Below are 14,649 nucleotides of genomic sequence, written 5' to 3'. Positions count from 1 at the left end.
TCGATGGTTCGTCGCTGCTCGCATGCGCCCAACCCGCTATCCGGCGGCGAGCGCCTCGGCCAAGCTCGGCGTGGCGGCGATGAGGCTCCGTGTGTACTCCTCCTGCGGGTTCGCGTAGATGTCCTCCGTGGCCCCCGATTCGACGATCTGCCCGGCCCTCATGACGATGACGTCGGAGCACAGGTGTTTGACGACGCCGAGGTCGTGGGAGACGAAGAGGAGGGTCAGCGCGTACTCGTCGACTAGGTCGGTGAGCAGGTTGAGCACCTGCGCACGCACCGAGACGTCGAGGGCGGAGACCGGTTCGTCTGCGACGAGGATCTGCGGTTTGGTCACCAGTGCGCGGGCGATCGAGATGCGCTGCCTCTGCCCGCCCGAGAACTGGTGCGGGTACCGGCGCAGGGAGTCCGCTTCGAGGTCGACGGCTGTGATCATCTCCTCGACCCGTGCGTCCCGTTCGTCCTTGTCGATACCCGCAGCGATGAGCGGTTCAGCGACGATATCGGCGATGCGCATTCGCGGGTCGAGCGAGGCGAACGGATCCTGGAACACGATCTGCAGGTTCTCGCGCAGGCGACGCAGAGCCTGAGAGCTCGCGGCTTCGACCCGGATGTCACCGACGCGCACATGCCCGGTGGTCGGTCGGTCGAGACCGGAGAGGATGTTCAGCAGAGTCGACTTCCCCGACCCCGACTCGCCCACGATGCCCAGCCGGGCCCCGGCCGAGACGCTGAAGTCGATCCCGTCCAGAGCGGTGACGTCCGATCGTCTGCGGCCGAAGAGTCCGCGTCCGCGGAAGACCCGGGTGACGTCCGAGACGTCGATGAGCGGCGCCGATTCCCGCACCGAGGCGGTCCCGTTGTCGTCCCGCACCGAGGCGGTCCGGTCGTCGTCCCGCACCGAGGCGGTCCCGTCCACGGAATCCCCCGGCTCCACCAGCTCTGCCGACGACTCTGCCGCATCAAGCCGCGGACCCGAGTAGGTGAGCGCGGTTTTGAGCGTGAAGAGCCGACCGCGGTCGTCGGTGGCATCAAGGTCGGAGGACGCCAGGAGCCCGCGCGTGTATTCGTGCTGGGGTGCGGTGAAGATCTGGTCGACGCTGCCGGTCTCGACGATGCGGCCGCGGTACATAACGATGACCCGATCGCAGATTCCGGCGACGACGGCGAGGTCGTGGGTGATGAACAGCAGCCCCGCCTCGACGGCCGAGACCCTTTCGGCGATGAGGTCGAGCATCCTCTTCTGCACCGTGACGTCGAGGGCGGTGGTGGGTTCGTCGCAGATGAGCAGCCTCGGCGAATTGGCCAGGGCGATCGCGAGCATGACGCGTTGCCGCTGCCCGCCCGACATCTGGTGCGGGTAGGCGAACCGGGCACTGTCCGGGTCGGGCATGTGGACGTCGTAGAGCAGTTCGCGCACACGTGCCGGGATCTGCGCTCGGGGCACCTTGCCGTGGATGCGCAGCACTTCGGCGATCTGATCGCCGATGCGCATGAGCGGATTGAGGGCGCTCATGGGTTCCTGGAACACCATGGACACGATGTCCGAGCGCAGCCCGGCCAGGGTCTTCTCGTTCGCCTCGAGCAGGTTCCCGGAGTGCCCCTGCAGGTGCACCTGGCCGCGGGCGTGCAGCTCTTCTGGCAGCAGACCCATCACGGATTGGGCGGTCAGCGATTTCCCCGACCCGGATTCGCCGATGAGTCCGACCCGCTCGCCCGGCGCCAGGCTGAGGCTGACATCGTGGAGCACCGGTGTTTGTGTTCCGGCGGGGGTGATGGTGAGGTCGCGGACCTCGAGCAGGTTCTCAGGCACCTCGAGCCTCCATCTTCGGATCGAACCGGTCACGCAGACCATCGCCCAAGAGGTTGAATCCGAGCACGGCGAGCGCAATGAACACGCCCGGCCACAACGCGAGTTCGGGGTGAGTGGACAGGTACTGCTGGGACTCCTGCAGCATCCGGCCCCACGACGGCGTCGGAGCCTGGGTGCCGAGTCCGAGGAAGGACAGCCCCGCCTCGGCGAGGACCGAGATCGCGAACGCCACGGATGCTTGAACGATGACCATTCCGGCGATGTTCGGCAGCACATGGACGACGGCGATGGCCGGGATCCGACGGTTCGACGCTCGTGCGGCCCGCACGTATTCGGTGCCCAGGACCTGCAGCGTCCCGGACCTCGCGACTCGAGCGAACCCGGGGATCGCGGCGATGCCGACGGCGACCATCGCCGGGCCCGTCCCCGGCGAGTAGACGGCGGCGAAGATGATCGCCAGCAGCAGGGCCGGGAAGGCCAGCAGGATGTCGTTGGCGCGCATGATCACCGCGTCGATCCACATCCCCCACGGCTGCTTCGCGAAGAGGGCGGAGATGATTCCGATCGGGGTGCCGATGAGCAGGGCGATGCCGACGGCGACGACGCCGACGAGCAGCGTAATCCGTGCCCCGACCATCACCCAGGTCAGCGTGTCCCGGCCGAAGGTGTCGGTGCCGAGCGGATGGGCGGGGCTGCCGTTCTGCAGCCGGGCGGCGGGGTCGATCGCGTTCGCATCGTACGGAGTCCACACGAAGGAGACGAGGGCGAGTGCGACGATGAGCACGACAAGGCCCGCACCGATGACCATCGATGCGTTCATCCGCCGCCCGCCCTTGCGGGACCGGGCCGAGCCGCCGTTCGCCGAGGCGGTCGCGGCGGTCGCGTTGGGATCGACGGGATCGACATGGTCGCGGGGACTCTGGGCACCGCTCGGGGTCGGGTTCATGCGGCGTTCCTGATCCGGGGATCGACGATGGGCACGAGGATGTCGACGATGAGGTTGATGATGAGCACGAGCAGGACGAGGACCATGACGATACCCTGGACCGCCACAAGGTCGCGGTTGGCCACGGCGCGGACGAGCTCGGATCCGATTCCGGGCAGAACGAAGATCTGTTCGATGATCACGGCTCCGACCAGCAGGGTAGCCAGCTGGACTCCGGCGACGGTGATGACGGGGATCGCCGCATTGCGCAGCCCGTGGACGAACAGTGCCTTCGTCCGGGTCAGTCCCTTCGCACGGGCAGTGCGGATATAGTCCTCCCGCATCACGTCGAGGACGGCCGAGCGAACATAGCGGGTGAGGATCGCCGCCTGCACGAGCGTCAGCGACACGACCGGCAGGACCAGACGAAGCAGGAAGCCGCCGAGGCCCTCGATCGGAGCCATCCAGCCTTGGGACGGGAACCACCCGAGGGTCAGCGAGAAGATGATGACGAGGATGATCGCGGCCAGGAAGTTCGGAATTGCGATGCCGACCTGGCTGAGGCCTGAGATCGTCACACCGATCCAGTTGCGCTGCTCGAGGGCGGCGAAGGTGCCCAACGGAACAGCGATGACGATGGACAGCACAATGGCGGCGATGACGAGGATCGCGGTCACTTGGACGCTGCCTACGATGACGGGGGTGATCTCGGCACCGGTGACGTAGGAGGTGCCGAAGTCTCCGGTGAGCATTCCTCCCGTCCAGTCGAAGTACCGGATGAGCGGTGGCCGATCGAGCCCGTACTGTGCTTCCAGCGCCGCCACTGCGTCCGGGGTGGCGTTCGTCCCGAGCGCCACCTGTGCCGCATTGCCCGGCAGCAGACTCATCAGGGCGAAGACCACCACCGAGGCGACGAGGAGGGACAGTGCGAACTGGACTGCACGGTTGATTGCGTAGGTGAGCATCGACGTGTGCGGTCAGGCCCAGCTGAGGTCGGCGATCTTGAACGCGTCGGAGACGCGGTTGGCGGGTATTCCCTCGACGCCGGACTTGGCGATGACGAGGTTCGGGAACAGGAACAGGAAGTCCGAGGCGGCATCCTCGGTGATCGTCCTGGCGATCTCCTTCATCCCCGAGATGTATTCCTCTTCGGTGCCGGTGTCGGCCTTCTCCGCGAGCTTCGTGATCGTCGAATCGTCGTAGCCGATGTAGTAGTCCTTCGAGAACACGGTGAGGATGTCGCGTGGTTCTGCGTGGTTGATCACGGACATGTCGTAATCGTGTTCGGTGAACGTCTTGTCCAACCACACGGCAGGGAACTCCTGCGTCTCGGTCTTCGCCTTCAGCCCGACCTCATCGAGCTGGGCGGAGACGATTTCGGAGATCGCTTTCGCGTACGGCAGGTTCGGCACGGTGAAGGCGAACTCCTCACCCTTGATCCCGGCCTCGTCGACGAGCTGCTTGGCTTTCTTCGGGTCGTACTTCCACTCTCCGGTGAGGTCTTCGTAGTACGGGTCGGTCGGGGGCACCATCGAGCCGATGAGCTCGCCGTAGCCTGCCCACGCCGTGTCGAGGACCGCCTTGCGGTCGATCGCATACATCACGGCTTCACGGGCCTTTTTGTCTTCGAAGATGCCTTCGGCGTTGTTCATCGACAGCACGACTTCGCCGTTGGTGGTGCCGGAGACGATCTGATAGTCGTCGCTCTGGAACTCTCCGGCCAGTTCGGGCGCCTGGAGGTTGGAGACGAGGTCGATCTCTCCTGACTTCAGAGCGTTCGAGGCCGAGACCGCATCCTTGAAGTATTTGAACTGGACCGAGTTCAGGGACGGCTTCTCGCCCCAGTAGTCGTCGCGGGCGGTGAAGTCGATGGACTGTCCGCGCGTGAATTCCTCGATCGCAAAGGGGCCGGTGCCGATGGCTTCGTTCGCCAGGTCGTCGGTTCCCTCGGTGTCGAAGACGGCACCGACGAGACTGGTGAGGTTGAACAGCCAGGTGTTCGACGGCCTTTTGAGCTCGATCGTGACGGTGGAATCGTCCGGTGTCTCGATGGACTCGACGATATCCATCTTCGACTTCAGCGCATTCTTCCAGTCGTTCTGCACTCGTTCATAGGAGTACTTCACGTCTTCGCTGGTGAAGTCCGCACCATTGGAGAACTTCACACCTTCCTGGAGTTCGAAGGTGTAGGTCTTGCGATCATCGGACAGCGACCAGTCCTTGGCCAGGGCGGGCTGGATCTCCCCCTCGCCGTCCAGGCGGACGAGCGATTCGTAGACGTTCTCCATCAGCGCTTCGGGAATCGCGACTCCAGAGGTGGAGGTGAAGTCGAGGTTGACCGGTTCGGCGGTGAAGGCGATCGTCATCGAGTCCTTCTTCTGCGCATCGCCTCCGCTGTCGGAGGCGCCGGCCGAACAGCCTGTGATCAGCAGACTCGTGGCGGCCGCTGCCGCCACCCATGTCATGATGCGCGGAGTCTTCATTGTTCTCCTCGATTTCGCCGACCACGAAGAAGGTCGTTCGCCAACACTCAAGCATCGTCAGTGTATCCGAAGTTCTCAGCTGCTGAGGCGGTTGCGTTCAGATGCTGGGCGTCGTGGGCGAGCGATTCAGAGATTCGGCTCCTCGGCGAGAATCGCGGCCAGGGCGTCGAAGGCGAATCGGCGGTGGGAACGTGAGTTCTTCTCCTCAGCACTCATCTCGGCGGCACTGAGCTCAGAGCCGTCAGGGACGAAGATCGGGTCGTAGCCGAAGCCGTTCTCACCCTTGGGTGCGGTGGCCAGCCGTCCGGGCATGACTCCCTCGGCGGTGAACTCGCGACCGTCGGCGGTCACAGCGGCAGCCGCGCAGCGGAACTGCGCTGCGCGGTGTTCGGCCGCGATATCGCCCAGCTGGGCGAGCAGGAGTTCGAGGTTCGCGCGGTCGTCGCCGTGTCGGCCGGCCCAGCGAGCGGAGAAGATCCCCGGTGCGCCGCCGAGCACGTCGACGCTGATTCCGGAATCGTCGGCGATGGCGGTGTGTCCTGTCGCGGCGGCCGCGGCACGGGCCTTGATGAGCGCGTTCTCCGTGAACGTGACGCCGGTTTCGGCGACATCGCGAAGTCCCGCCTCGGCGGCGGTGAGCACCTGGGTGTCAGCGCCGAGGACTGGCCCGAGGATGGTCAGCAGCTCTCGCTTCTTGCCCTCATTGTGAGTGGCGAGGACGAAGGTCGTCATCCGGCGAGCACATCGGACTGCATGCGGGTGAGTTCGGTGCACCCGTGGCCGGCGAGGTCGAGCAGTTTGCCGAGTTCGTCGCGGTCGAACGGTGCTCCCTCGGCCGTGCCTTGGACTTCGATGAACTTGCCGGACCCCGTCATGACCACATTCATATCCGTTTCGGCTCGCGAGTCCTCGACGTACGGCAGGTCGAGGAGGGGCTGTCCGTCGATGATGCCGACGCTCACGGCCGCGACCGAGTCGATGAGCGGCTGGTGGGCAGCAGGGATGAGCCCGGTCGAGCGTCCTTTGTCGATGGCCTTCGCCAGCGCGACGTAAGCGCCGGTGATCGAGGCGGTGCGGGTACCGCCGTCGGCTTGGAGGACATCGCAGTCGAGGACGAGGGTGTTCTCCCCGAGCTTGTCCATGTCGATGACCGCCCGCAGGCTGCGGCCGATGAGGCGCGAGATCTCGTGAGTGCGTCCACCCTGCTTGCCCTTGACCGACTCGCGGGTGCTGCGGGAGTCGGTGGCGCGCGGAAGCATGGCGTATTCGGCGGTGACCCAGCCGCGCCCTTGGCCCTTGAGCCAACGCGGCACGCCTTCAGTCAGCGAGGCCGCGCAGAGGACGCGGGTGTTGCCGAACTCCACGAGCGCGGACCCTTCGGCGGTGTTGATCCAGTCCGGGGTGATCCGGACGTCACGGAGTTCGTCTGCTGCACGGCCGTCTGCTCGCACTGTCTGCCTCTTTCGTCTCGATGGTGGTGGCTGCTGGTCGTCGCCGATTCACACGGTCCAGGTGGCTCCGGGTTTCGCCAGCTCGATGGGTCCACGGTACTCCCCGGCCGCCTCACCGCGCACGATGGAGCAGTCGGTCCAGATCGGGATGTGGGTGAGCACGAGCGCGGATGCCTCGGCATTCTGCGCCACACGTCCGGCGCGCTTGCCTGTGAGATGGATGCCGCGCGCCGTGTCGCGGTCTTCCTGGAAAGCGGCTTCGCAGAGGAAGAGGTCCGCACCCTTGGCCGCCTCGACGAGGTTCTCGCACTCATCGCTGTCACCGGAATACGTGATGACTTTGCCGACCGCGTCCGTGATCCGCAGGGCGTAGGCCTCCACCGGGTGGTCGACGAGGAAGGATTCGATCGTCAGCGATCCGATCTGATGTCGACTGCCGTGGTCGATATCGGTGAACTCGAAGGCGTGGTCGAAGTCCGAGTCGTCTCCCCCATTGGCGACCGGGGACTTGCCGGGATCCGTGTAATAGGCCCGGAAGAGGCGCTCCTTCGCGCCGGCCGGAGCGAACACCGGAGTGCGGGTGCGGATCGTTCCGGTGTCGGAGATGTCGCCGTTGAAGTACTTCGGGTCGAAGCAGTGTTTGACGTAGAGGCCGGTCATATCCATGCAGTGATCCGGGTGGAGGTGGCTGAGCACGATGCCGGAGAGGCGATCGGTGTCGATCGTCTCCTGCAGAGGGCTGAGTGCACCGGACCCGAGGTCGAGGATGATGCGAGTGGGTGTGTCCTCATCGGTCTCGATGAGGTAGCAGCTGGCGAGGGCGCCGCGCCCCGGGAAGGAACCCGCGGTGCCGATAGCGGTGAGTCTCATATCTCGTCATCCCCCTGCATCTGGTTGAGCAGGGCCGTTGTCAATCGGTCCTGAATCCACGTCAGGAAGTCGTACAGGGTCAGGGTGAGGTCTTCGGACTCGGAGAGGTCCTCACGGTGGGCGTACTTCTCCTCCTGTGCCTCCTCGGTATCGATCTCGAGGCGCACGGCGAGGACGAGTCGCAGATCGTTGAGTCCCTTCATCCAGGCGAGCACCTCGTCGCGGGTCAGGGAGATGTCGTTGCCCTTGCTCAGTCCCAGCAGCACGATGCGCACATTGTGTGCCTTGGCCTGTTTGAGGTCGAACTCGGTGAGGCGGCGGAACTCCGCCGAACGTTCGTCATCATCGGGATCGACGTCGGGCAGCAGTCGCAGCAGTGCCGGGTCCTCCGGGCGCGGCCGGTCGACGAGTCCGAGCCGGGCTTCCCAGTTCTCCGAGTCCGGGCGGTCGTCATCGCTGTCACCGTCTTCGGCCAGCAGGGCCGCGAGATCGGTGAACACGGTGAGCATGAGCGAGCGTTCGTTGTCCTGCAGTGTGAGGACGACGTCGTCCCCTCGTGCGTCGATAGCGGCCATGTGTCAGTCGGATCCTGAATCGGGTTGGCACGCGGCCCACAGGCCGTACTCGTGCATCGCTTGGGTGTCTCGTTCCATGGCTTCACGACCTCCGCTGGCAACCACGGAGCGCCCGTTCTCATGGACTTCGAGCATGAGTGAGTGGGCCTTCTCCTCGGAGTAGCCGAAGTAGGTCTGGAACACGAAACTGACATAGCTCATGAGGTTGACCGGGTCGTTGAAGACCACTGTCCTCCAGGGCTTGGCCAGATCCTCGGCGGGTCGGACGTCGACCTCCGGCTCCAGGACTGGTGTCGTTGGATTGCTCACGTTTCCACCATACGGCAGAACACTGACACTGTCGTGACGTAAGATCGCGCCTATGAGTGATCTCACACGGACCGATTCGACGGCTTTCTTCACGGATCAGTACGAATTGACGATGGTGCAGGCGGCCCTCGAATCCGGTGCCGCCCACCGCAAGAGCCTCTTCGAGGTGTTCGGCCGCAGTCTTCCCGCAGGTCGCCGCTACGGTGTCGTCGCCGGTACCGGCCGGATCCTCGAGATGATCCGCGACTTCCGCTTCGACGATGCCGAACTCTCGTTCCTCAGCAGGGAGAACATCGTCGATTCGCGCACCATCGACTGGTTGGCCGACTATCGGTTCTCCGGCAATATCCGCGGCTATGCCGAAGGGGAGATCTATTTCCCCGGCTCACCGCTGCTCACGATCGAATCGACATTCGCCGAGGGTGTCATCCTCGAGACGCTCATCCTGTCGGCGATGAACTATGACTGTGCAGTCGCCTCGGCGGCGTCCCGCATGGCTCAGGCGGCCGGCGATCGACCCTGCGCGGAGATGGGCGGGCGGCGGACGAACGAGCATGCGGCCGTGGCTGCGGCTCGGGCCGCTGTCATCGGCGGTTTCGCCTCGACGTCGAACCTGGCCGCCGGCCTCCAGTACGGACTGCGGACGATCGGCACCTCGGCTCACTCGTTCACGCTCCTCCATGATTCCGAGCGAGAGGCCTTCGCCGCCCAGCTGAAGTCGCTGGGCACCGAGACGACTCTGCTCCTGGACACCTACGACGTCGAGGAGGCGCTGGCCACGGCGATCGAACTGGCCGGGCCGAACCTCGGCGGCGTGCGCATCGATTCCGGTGACCTCATCGAACAGGCCAGCGAGGTTCGTGAGAGCTTGGACCGTCTCGGTGCCCGCGACACGACGATCACCGTCACGAGCGATCTCGATGAGTACGCAATCGCTGCACTGGCCGCCTCCCCCGTCGACTCCTACGGAGTCGGCACACGAGTGGTCACCGGTTCAGGCGCCCCCGCCGCCGGGCTGGTGTACAAGCTCGTGGCCCGCGCCGATGAGGCAGGCGAGTGGACCTCGGTGGCCAAACACTCCTCCGGCAAGCCCTCACGCGGCGGACACAAAGAGGCGCTGCGCCTCATCGACGGTCCGATCGCGGTCGAGGAGGCCGTCGGCATTCCGAGCCTGCCCGATGACCTCGGTGACGGTCGTCGGCTCAGCGTCGATCTCGTCGTCGACGGAGAGGTCGATGAGTCGTTCACCGGTGCGGCAGGCGTGAAGAAGGCCTGCGCCCGACATGATGAGTCGTTGGCGGAGCTGCCGCGTTCGGCCAGGCGCCTGCAGGACGGCGAGCCCGCCATCCCGACAGTGTTCTATTCAGCCTGATCCGGACCCGGCCCACCGCGAATCGATGAAGCCGCCGAGGCAGACGCACTGTCTGCCTCGGCGGCTTCATCGGTCCCATGCCGACCGGGCTTCCCCCGCCGGCAGCCGGTGTCACTTTTTGCCGATGAACCAGCCCTGCAGCTTCTTGATCCGAGCCTGGATCTGCTCCCGTGTGGCTTGAGCGACGGCCGGTCCCCCGCATGCCTTGCGCAGCTCGACGTGGACGTTCTGGTGAGGTGTGCCGGTGCGTCTGGACCAGGCGCCGACGAGGCTCTGAAGCTGGTTGCGCTCTTCCTTCATCGCGCGGTGCTCGAGTTCGCTCGTCTCCACCTCGGGTGCCGGAGGGGCCGCCGCAGTCTTGCGCTTCGCCTGCCGTGCCTGCTGAGTGCTCAGCAGCTCACGCACCTGATCGGGTTCGAGCAGACCCGGAATGCCGATGAAGTCGAGTTCGTCCTCGGAGCCGATGGCTCCGCCGGTGCCGAATTCGCCGCCGTCGTAGAGGACGCGGTCGAACAGTGCCTCAGCACCGAGCGCTTCGAAGGATCCCAGCTGGTCCGACGAGGCGCCTTCGTTCCGATTCGCCTGCTCCATGGCCTGCTCGTCGAAGACGACGACATCGTTCTCGTCCTCGTTCTTCGGGCGATCGAGGGCATGGTCGCGTTCGGCTTCCATCGAGTTCGCCAGGGCCAGCAGCACGGGCACCGAGGGCAGGAACACCGAGGCGGTCTCGCCGCGTTTGCGGGCACGTACGAAACGGCCGATCGCCTGGGCGAAGAACAGCGGCGTCGACGAGGAGGTCGCATAGACGCCGACACACAGTCGGGGAACGTCGACGCCTTCGGAGACCATCCGCACGGCGACCATCCATCGGTCGGTGGAGTTCTGGAACTGCTCGATCCGCTCCGAGGCTCCTGCTTCGTCGGACAGAACCACAGTCGGTTTCTCTCCGGTGATCTCGTGTAGGCGCTTCGCGTAGGCTCGGGCGGCCTCCTGGTCGGTGGCGATGACGAGACCGCCGGCATCGTGGACGGTGCGCCGGACTTCGGTCAGTCGGATATCGGCGGCCTTGAGGACCGCCGGGATCCAGTCGCCCTTCGGATCGAGGGCCGTGCGCCAGGCCTGCGAGTTGATGTCCTTCGTCGTCTCCTCGCCGAGGACGTGCGACATCTCGTCGCCGGCCTTGGTCCGCCAGCTCATGGCGCCGGCGTAGGCGAGGAAGAGGACGGGGCGGACGACGGAGTCTTTGAGCGCACGACCGTAGCCGTAGGAGTAGTCCGCCACCGAGGTGCGGATGCCGTTCTCGTCGGGAGCGTAGGTGACGAACGGGATCGGTGAGGTGTCCGACCGGAACGGGGTTCCGGTCAGGGACAGTCGGCGGACCGCGGGGCCGAAGGCCTCCCGCACGGCATCGCCCCACGACAGGGCGTCACCTCCGTGGTGGACCTCGTCGAGGATGACCAGAGTGCGGCCGGCGGCCGTCCGGTTGTGGTGGAGCACGGGTTTGGCAGCGACCTGCGCGTAGGTCAGAGCCACGCCGTGGTAGCCGGGCGCGTGTTTGCCCTGGGAGTTCTTGAAGTGCGGGTCGAGCTTGATGCCCACGCGTGCCGCCGAATCGGCCCACTGCACCTTGAGGTGTTCGGTGGGAGCGACGACTGTGACACGGTTGACGACTCTTTGGGCCAGCAGTTCGGCAGCCAGCCGCAGAGCGAAGGTGGTCTTACCTGCTCCTGGGGTCGCGACCGCGAGGAAGTCCTTGGGCTGCTTCTCGAAGTAGAGTTCGAGAGCCTCCGCCTGCCAGGCACGCAGCTTTCCCGCCGTTCCCCACGCCGCGCGCTCGGGGAATGCCGGTGGAAGCTGTTCTGCCGCGGAGGTCCCTGGTGCTGTTGGGAGACGATCCGCGGACATCTACTCCTGCGGTCCTTCGGACATCGTCTCGTAGATCTCTTTGCACTTGGGGCAGATCGGGAACCGCTCGGGGTCGCGCGTGGGCACCCACACTTTTCCGCACAAGGCGATCAGCGGAGTCCCGGTCACCATGGACTCCATGATCTTGTCCTTGGGCGCGTAGTGGCTGAAGCGCTCGTGGTCGCCGGGCTCGACTAGCTGCTCGGACTGCTCGCGCTCGATCGTTGCTGAACCGCCTGAAGCTGGAATGGTCATGGCTCCATTGTAGTTCCCTAGAATGAGACTCATGGACCAGGCCTACGACGATTCCCTCACAGAACGTTACCGCGAGCTCAGCGACGACATCGCTGCGGCGGTCGCCGTGGTCTCCGCTACCCGCGGCAGTGCCATGCATGCGATCACCGTCGATTCGTTTCTCGACGTGTCGTACGATCCCCCGACAATGGCGGTGAGCGTCTATTCCGGCTCTCGGATGATGGAGACTCTGGAGACGAGTTCTCACTTCGCGATCTCGCTGCTCAACTCTGACCAGCGCGACATCTCCGAACGCTTGGGGGCTTCGGGCCAGCCGCTGTACGGGTCGCTCAAAGGCATCGACACCTTTCCCGCCCCGCAGGCCGGGCAGCCGGTGCTCACCGAGGCGATCGCCTGGTTCGAACTCGAACTCACCGAGGTGCTCGAGGTCGCAACGCACAATCTCGTCGTCGGTGAAGTGGTCTCCATGGGTGCGGGTGCCGATGCGGGAACGTCCCGTCCCCTGCTGCGCTGGCGCAAAGGCTACGGGACGATCGGGAAACGCTGACCGGGCCGACGGACGGGGCGTACTCCCGCCGGCGAGGCCTCGTCCTACTGACAGAATTGGAGCAGTTCGGTTCGACTGCGCACGGCCGATACGACAGAGGCCCTGCTCAGGACCATCGTGCTTCTCTTGGAAGCGCAACCGTCCTGAGCAGGGCCTGTCAGGTGGGTCAGTCGATCACACGACTCCCTGAGCGAGCATGGCCTCGGAGACGCGGATGAAGCCTGCGATGTTGGCGCCGGCGACGTAGTCTCCGGGCGAACCGAATTCGTCGGCAGCGGCGGCACAGCTGTCATGGACATCGCCCATGATCTCGGCCAGGCGGGCCTCGGTGAAGTCGAAGTCCCACGAGTCGCGGCTGGCGTTCTGCTGCATTTCGAGAGCACTCGTGGCGACGCCGCCGGCGTTCGCGGCCTTGCCGGGAGCGAAGAGCACGCCGGCATCGGAGAAGATCTTCACGGCTTCCGGAGTGCAGGGCATGTTCGCACCTTCGGCGAGGGCGATGACGCCGTTCTTGACGAGCGTCGCTGCCGATGCTCCATCGAGCTCGTTCTGAGTCGCACATGGCAGTGCGACGTCGACCTCGACGTCCCAGACGTTGCCGCCGTCGTGGTAGCTCGCGCGACCCCCGCGCTGCTCCACGTATTCGGAGATGCGTCCCCGCTGTTCGAACTTGATGCGCTTGACGAGTTCGATGTCGATTCCGTCCGGGTCATGGATGAAGCCGGCCGAGTCGGACATCGTGATGACGGTGCCGCCGAAGGCCGTGACCTTCTCTGCTGCGAACACCGCGACATTTCCGGATCCGGAGATCGAGACGGTGCGGCCGTCGATGTTCTTCTTCGCGGCGGCGAGCATGTCCTTGAGGAAGTACACAACGCCGAAGCCGGTGGCTTCGGTGCGGACCATGGATCCGCCGTAGGACAGCCCCTTGCCGGTGAGCACACCTGCTTCGTAGGAGTTCGTCATGCGCTTGTATTGGCCGAAGAGGTAGCCGATCTCCCGACCACCGACGCCGATGTCCCCTGCGGGCACATCGCGATATTCACCGATGTGACGGTACAGCTCGGTCATGAACGACTGGCAGAACCGCATGACTTCGCGGTCGCTGCGGCCCTTCGGGTCGAAGTCAGATCCGCCTTTGCCGCCGCCGATGGGCAGGCCGGTGATGGCGTTCTTGAAGATCTGCTCGAAACCGAGGAACTTGACGATGCCGAGGTTCACCGAGGGGTGGAACCGCAGTCCGCCCTTGTAGGGACCGAGAGCCGAGTTGAACTGCACGCGGAAAGCGCGGTTGATCTGCACGACTCCGGAGTCATCGATCCAGGGAACCCGGAAGATGATCTGGCGTTCGGGCTCGCAGAGCCGCTCGAGCGCGGAGAGTTCCAGGTATTCGGGGTGCTTGTCCACGACGGGGCCCAGGGAATAGAGAACTTCCTGTACCGCTTGGTGAAACTCCGACTCTCCAGGATTACGCTGGAGCACTGTGTCGAAGATTGGCTGCAGTGATGGATGTAGACTCATGCGCACAAACCTACCGTGACCCGTATAACAACACTCCAAGCGACCAGATATTGGACAGCGTTGTCCGGCCACTTCAAGTGGGATATAAGTCATCCTCGCAGTTCCAGGGCCACTGAACAGGAAAGAATGGACACAAGGCACGTGGACATCTCGGAGATCTGGCCGCCGTTCGCACTTCATCTGCGATCGGGCAATATGGAACTCTCACCCGTAAAAGAGGCCGATATTCCGGAACTCGCACAGATCGCGCGAGGCGGAGTGAAACGTAATGGAATCGAAGCCTTCACCCCTATTGCTACCTGACGGCGGCGCAGCAACCCCGCGCCAGGTAGCCCGGCCCCCATCAGGTAGCAATAAGCCCGACCAACGCACCCACACGCGAATACACACAACACACCCGATCGTGAATACAGGAAAGGCCCTGCCCCTGACCCGAAGATCAGAAGCAGAGCCTCCCCACTAAAAAATTATTGCGGCAGTCACTTACTCTCCCACAACCACCAAGTTGCAGTACCATCAGCGCGAATGGGCTTAGCTACCGGGATCGGAACGGTTAACCGGGCGTTTCCCCACCACTATCACCACCGCAAAACCACACAGACCACACTCACCCAAACCCATGTT

The 14,649-nt window shown here is 64.7% G+C and carries 15 protein-coding genes and 1 rRNA gene; 3 read left to right on the top strand and 13 right to left on the bottom strand.

The window, feature by feature from the left end:
- Positions 1-36: 36 nt before the first annotated feature.
- From HF684_RS06080 to clpS, 9 genes are all read right to left on the bottom strand, one after another.
- A complete protein-coding gene (locus HF684_RS06080) occupies positions 37-1,812 on the bottom strand; it encodes an ABC transporter ATP-binding protein (RefSeq protein ID WP_169251767.1) in 1,776 nt (591 codons plus the stop codon).
- Positions 1,805-2,632, bottom strand: coding sequence for an ABC transporter permease (locus HF684_RS06075; RefSeq protein ID WP_211168116.1), 828 nt, complete (start codon positions 2,630-2,632; stop codon positions 1,805-1,807). The genes HF684_RS06080 and HF684_RS06075 overlap by 8 nt, the downstream gene beginning before the upstream one ends.
- Positions 2,633-2,754: 122 nt before the next feature.
- Entirely contained in the window at positions 2,755-3,702 is a 948-nt protein-coding gene (locus HF684_RS06070; RefSeq protein ID WP_169251765.1) for an ABC transporter permease, read from the bottom strand.
- A gap of 12 nt (positions 3,703-3,714) precedes the next feature.
- The gene (locus HF684_RS06065) at positions 3,715-5,220 is read right to left on the bottom strand and encodes an ABC transporter substrate-binding protein (RefSeq protein WP_169251764.1); all 1,506 of its coding nucleotides are present in this window, start codon (positions 5,218-5,220) and stop codon (positions 3,715-3,717) included.
- A 126-nt stretch (positions 5,221-5,346) separates the two neighbouring features.
- Positions 5,347-5,952: an RdgB/HAM1 family non-canonical purine NTP pyrophosphatase gene (rdgB, locus tag HF684_RS06060; protein WP_169251763.1), complete on the bottom strand. Its 606-nt coding sequence runs from the start codon at positions 5,950-5,952 to the stop codon at positions 5,347-5,349.
- Positions 5,949-6,671 (bottom strand): ribonuclease PH, encoded by a 723-nt coding sequence (gene rph, locus HF684_RS06055; protein WP_169251762.1) that lies wholly within the window; start codon positions 6,669-6,671, stop codon positions 5,949-5,951. Before rph ends, rdgB begins: the two co-directional genes overlap by 4 nt.
- A 48-nt stretch (positions 6,672-6,719) precedes the next feature.
- Positions 6,720-7,541 carry an MBL fold metallo-hydrolase gene (locus HF684_RS06050; RefSeq protein ID WP_169251761.1) on the bottom strand — a complete coding sequence of 274 codons (822 nt, stop codon included), beginning with the start codon at positions 7,539-7,541 and terminating at the stop codon, positions 6,720-6,722.
- Positions 7,538-8,116, bottom strand: a complete 579-nt coding sequence (locus HF684_RS06045) for a DUF2017 family protein (protein ID WP_169251760.1) — start codon at positions 8,114-8,116, stop codon at positions 7,538-7,540. The genes HF684_RS06050 and HF684_RS06045 overlap by 4 nt, the downstream gene beginning before the upstream one ends.
- 3 nt (positions 8,117-8,119) lie before the next feature.
- On the bottom strand, positions 8,120-8,425 hold the full coding sequence (gene clpS / locus HF684_RS06040) for an ATP-dependent Clp protease adapter ClpS (RefSeq protein WP_169251759.1): 306 nt from the start codon (positions 8,423-8,425) through the stop codon (positions 8,120-8,122).
- 52 nt (positions 8,426-8,477) lie between these two features.
- On the opposite strand from clpS, the gene HF684_RS06035 reads away from it, so the two are divergent.
- Positions 8,478-9,797, top strand: a complete 1,320-nt coding sequence (locus HF684_RS06035; RefSeq protein WP_025779884.1) for a nicotinate phosphoribosyltransferase — start codon at positions 8,478-8,480, stop codon at positions 9,795-9,797.
- 111 nt (positions 9,798-9,908) lie between these two features.
- Here the strand turns inward: HF684_RS06035 and HF684_RS06030 are convergent, their stop codons facing one another.
- Entirely contained in the window at positions 9,909-11,702 is a 1,794-nt protein-coding gene (locus tag HF684_RS06030) for a DEAD/DEAH box helicase (protein WP_169251758.1), read from the bottom strand.
- A complete protein-coding gene (locus HF684_RS06025) occupies positions 11,703-11,957 on the bottom strand; it encodes a DUF3039 domain-containing protein (RefSeq protein ID WP_035320920.1) in 255 nt (84 codons plus the stop codon).
- A gap of 31 nt (positions 11,958-11,988) precedes the next feature.
- On the opposite strand from HF684_RS06025, the gene HF684_RS06020 reads away from it, so the two are divergent.
- Positions 11,989-12,504 carry a flavin reductase family protein gene (locus HF684_RS06020; protein ID WP_169251757.1) on the top strand — a complete coding sequence of 172 codons (516 nt, stop codon included), beginning with the start codon at positions 11,989-11,991 and terminating at the stop codon, positions 12,502-12,504.
- Between the two features lie 174 nt (positions 12,505-12,678).
- Here HF684_RS06020 and gdhA read toward each other — a convergent pair whose 3' ends face one another.
- Positions 12,679-14,025 (bottom strand): NADP-specific glutamate dehydrogenase, encoded by a 1,347-nt coding sequence (gene gdhA, locus HF684_RS06015; RefSeq protein WP_169251756.1) that lies wholly within the window; start codon positions 14,023-14,025, stop codon positions 12,679-12,681.
- Between the two features lie 141 nt (positions 14,026-14,166).
- On the opposite strand from gdhA, the gene HF684_RS18650 reads away from it, so the two are divergent.
- The gene (locus HF684_RS18650) at positions 14,167-14,328 is read left to right on the top strand and encodes a hypothetical protein (RefSeq protein WP_211168076.1); all 162 of its coding nucleotides are present in this window, start codon (positions 14,167-14,169) and stop codon (positions 14,326-14,328) included.
- Positions 14,329-14,495: 167 nt separating this feature from the next.
- Here the strand turns inward: HF684_RS18650 and rrf are convergent.
- Positions 14,496-14,614: ribosomal RNA gene (rrf, locus tag HF684_RS06005) — 5S ribosomal RNA — on the bottom strand.
- Between the last annotated feature and the right edge of the window lie 35 nt (positions 14,615-14,649).

This window comes from Brevibacterium sp. 'Marine' (assembly GCF_012844365.1).
GTDB lineage: Bacteria > Actinomycetota > Actinomycetes > Actinomycetales > Brevibacteriaceae > Brevibacterium.
Note: the sequence above shows the minus strand (reverse complement) of the source record. Positions and strands in the feature narration are given on the sequence as shown.

Coding starts and splice junctions, on each gene's coding strand:
- HF684_RS06025 (WP_035320920.1), bottom strand. CDS start 11,957: ATGACCATTCCAGCTTCAGGCGGTTCAGCAACGATCGAGCGCGAGCAG.
- HF684_RS06045 (WP_169251760.1), bottom strand. CDS start 8,116: ATGGCCGCTATCGACGCACGAGGGGACGACGTCGTCCTCACACTGCAG.
- HF684_RS06070 (WP_169251765.1), bottom strand. CDS start 3,702: ATGCTCACCTACGCAATCAACCGTGCAGTCCAGTTCGCACTGTCCCTC.
- HF684_RS06050 (WP_169251761.1), bottom strand. CDS start 7,541: ATGAGACTCACCGCTATCGGCACCGCGGGTTCCTTCCCGGGGCGCGGC.
- HF684_RS06035 (WP_025779884.1), top strand. CDS start 8,478: ATGAGTGATCTCACACGGACCGATTCGACGGCTTTCTTCACGGATCAG.
- HF684_RS06030 (WP_169251758.1), bottom strand. CDS start 11,702: ATGTCCGCGGATCGTCTCCCAACAGCACCAGGGACCTCCGCGGCAGAA.
- HF684_RS06065 (WP_169251764.1), bottom strand. CDS start 5,220: ATGAAGACTCCGCGCATCATGACATGGGTGGCGGCAGCGGCCGCCACG.
- rdgB (WP_169251763.1), bottom strand. CDS start 5,952: ATGACGACCTTCGTCCTCGCCACTCACAATGAGGGCAAGAAGCGAGAG.
- gdhA (WP_169251756.1), bottom strand. CDS start 14,025: ATGAGTCTACATCCATCACTGCAGCCAATCTTCGACACAGTGCTCCAG.
- HF684_RS06020 (WP_169251757.1), top strand. CDS start 11,989: ATGGACCAGGCCTACGACGATTCCCTCACAGAACGTTACCGCGAGCTC.
- HF684_RS06075 (WP_211168116.1), bottom strand. CDS start 2,632: ATGAACGCATCGATGGTCATCGGTGCGGGCCTTGTCGTGCTCATCGTC.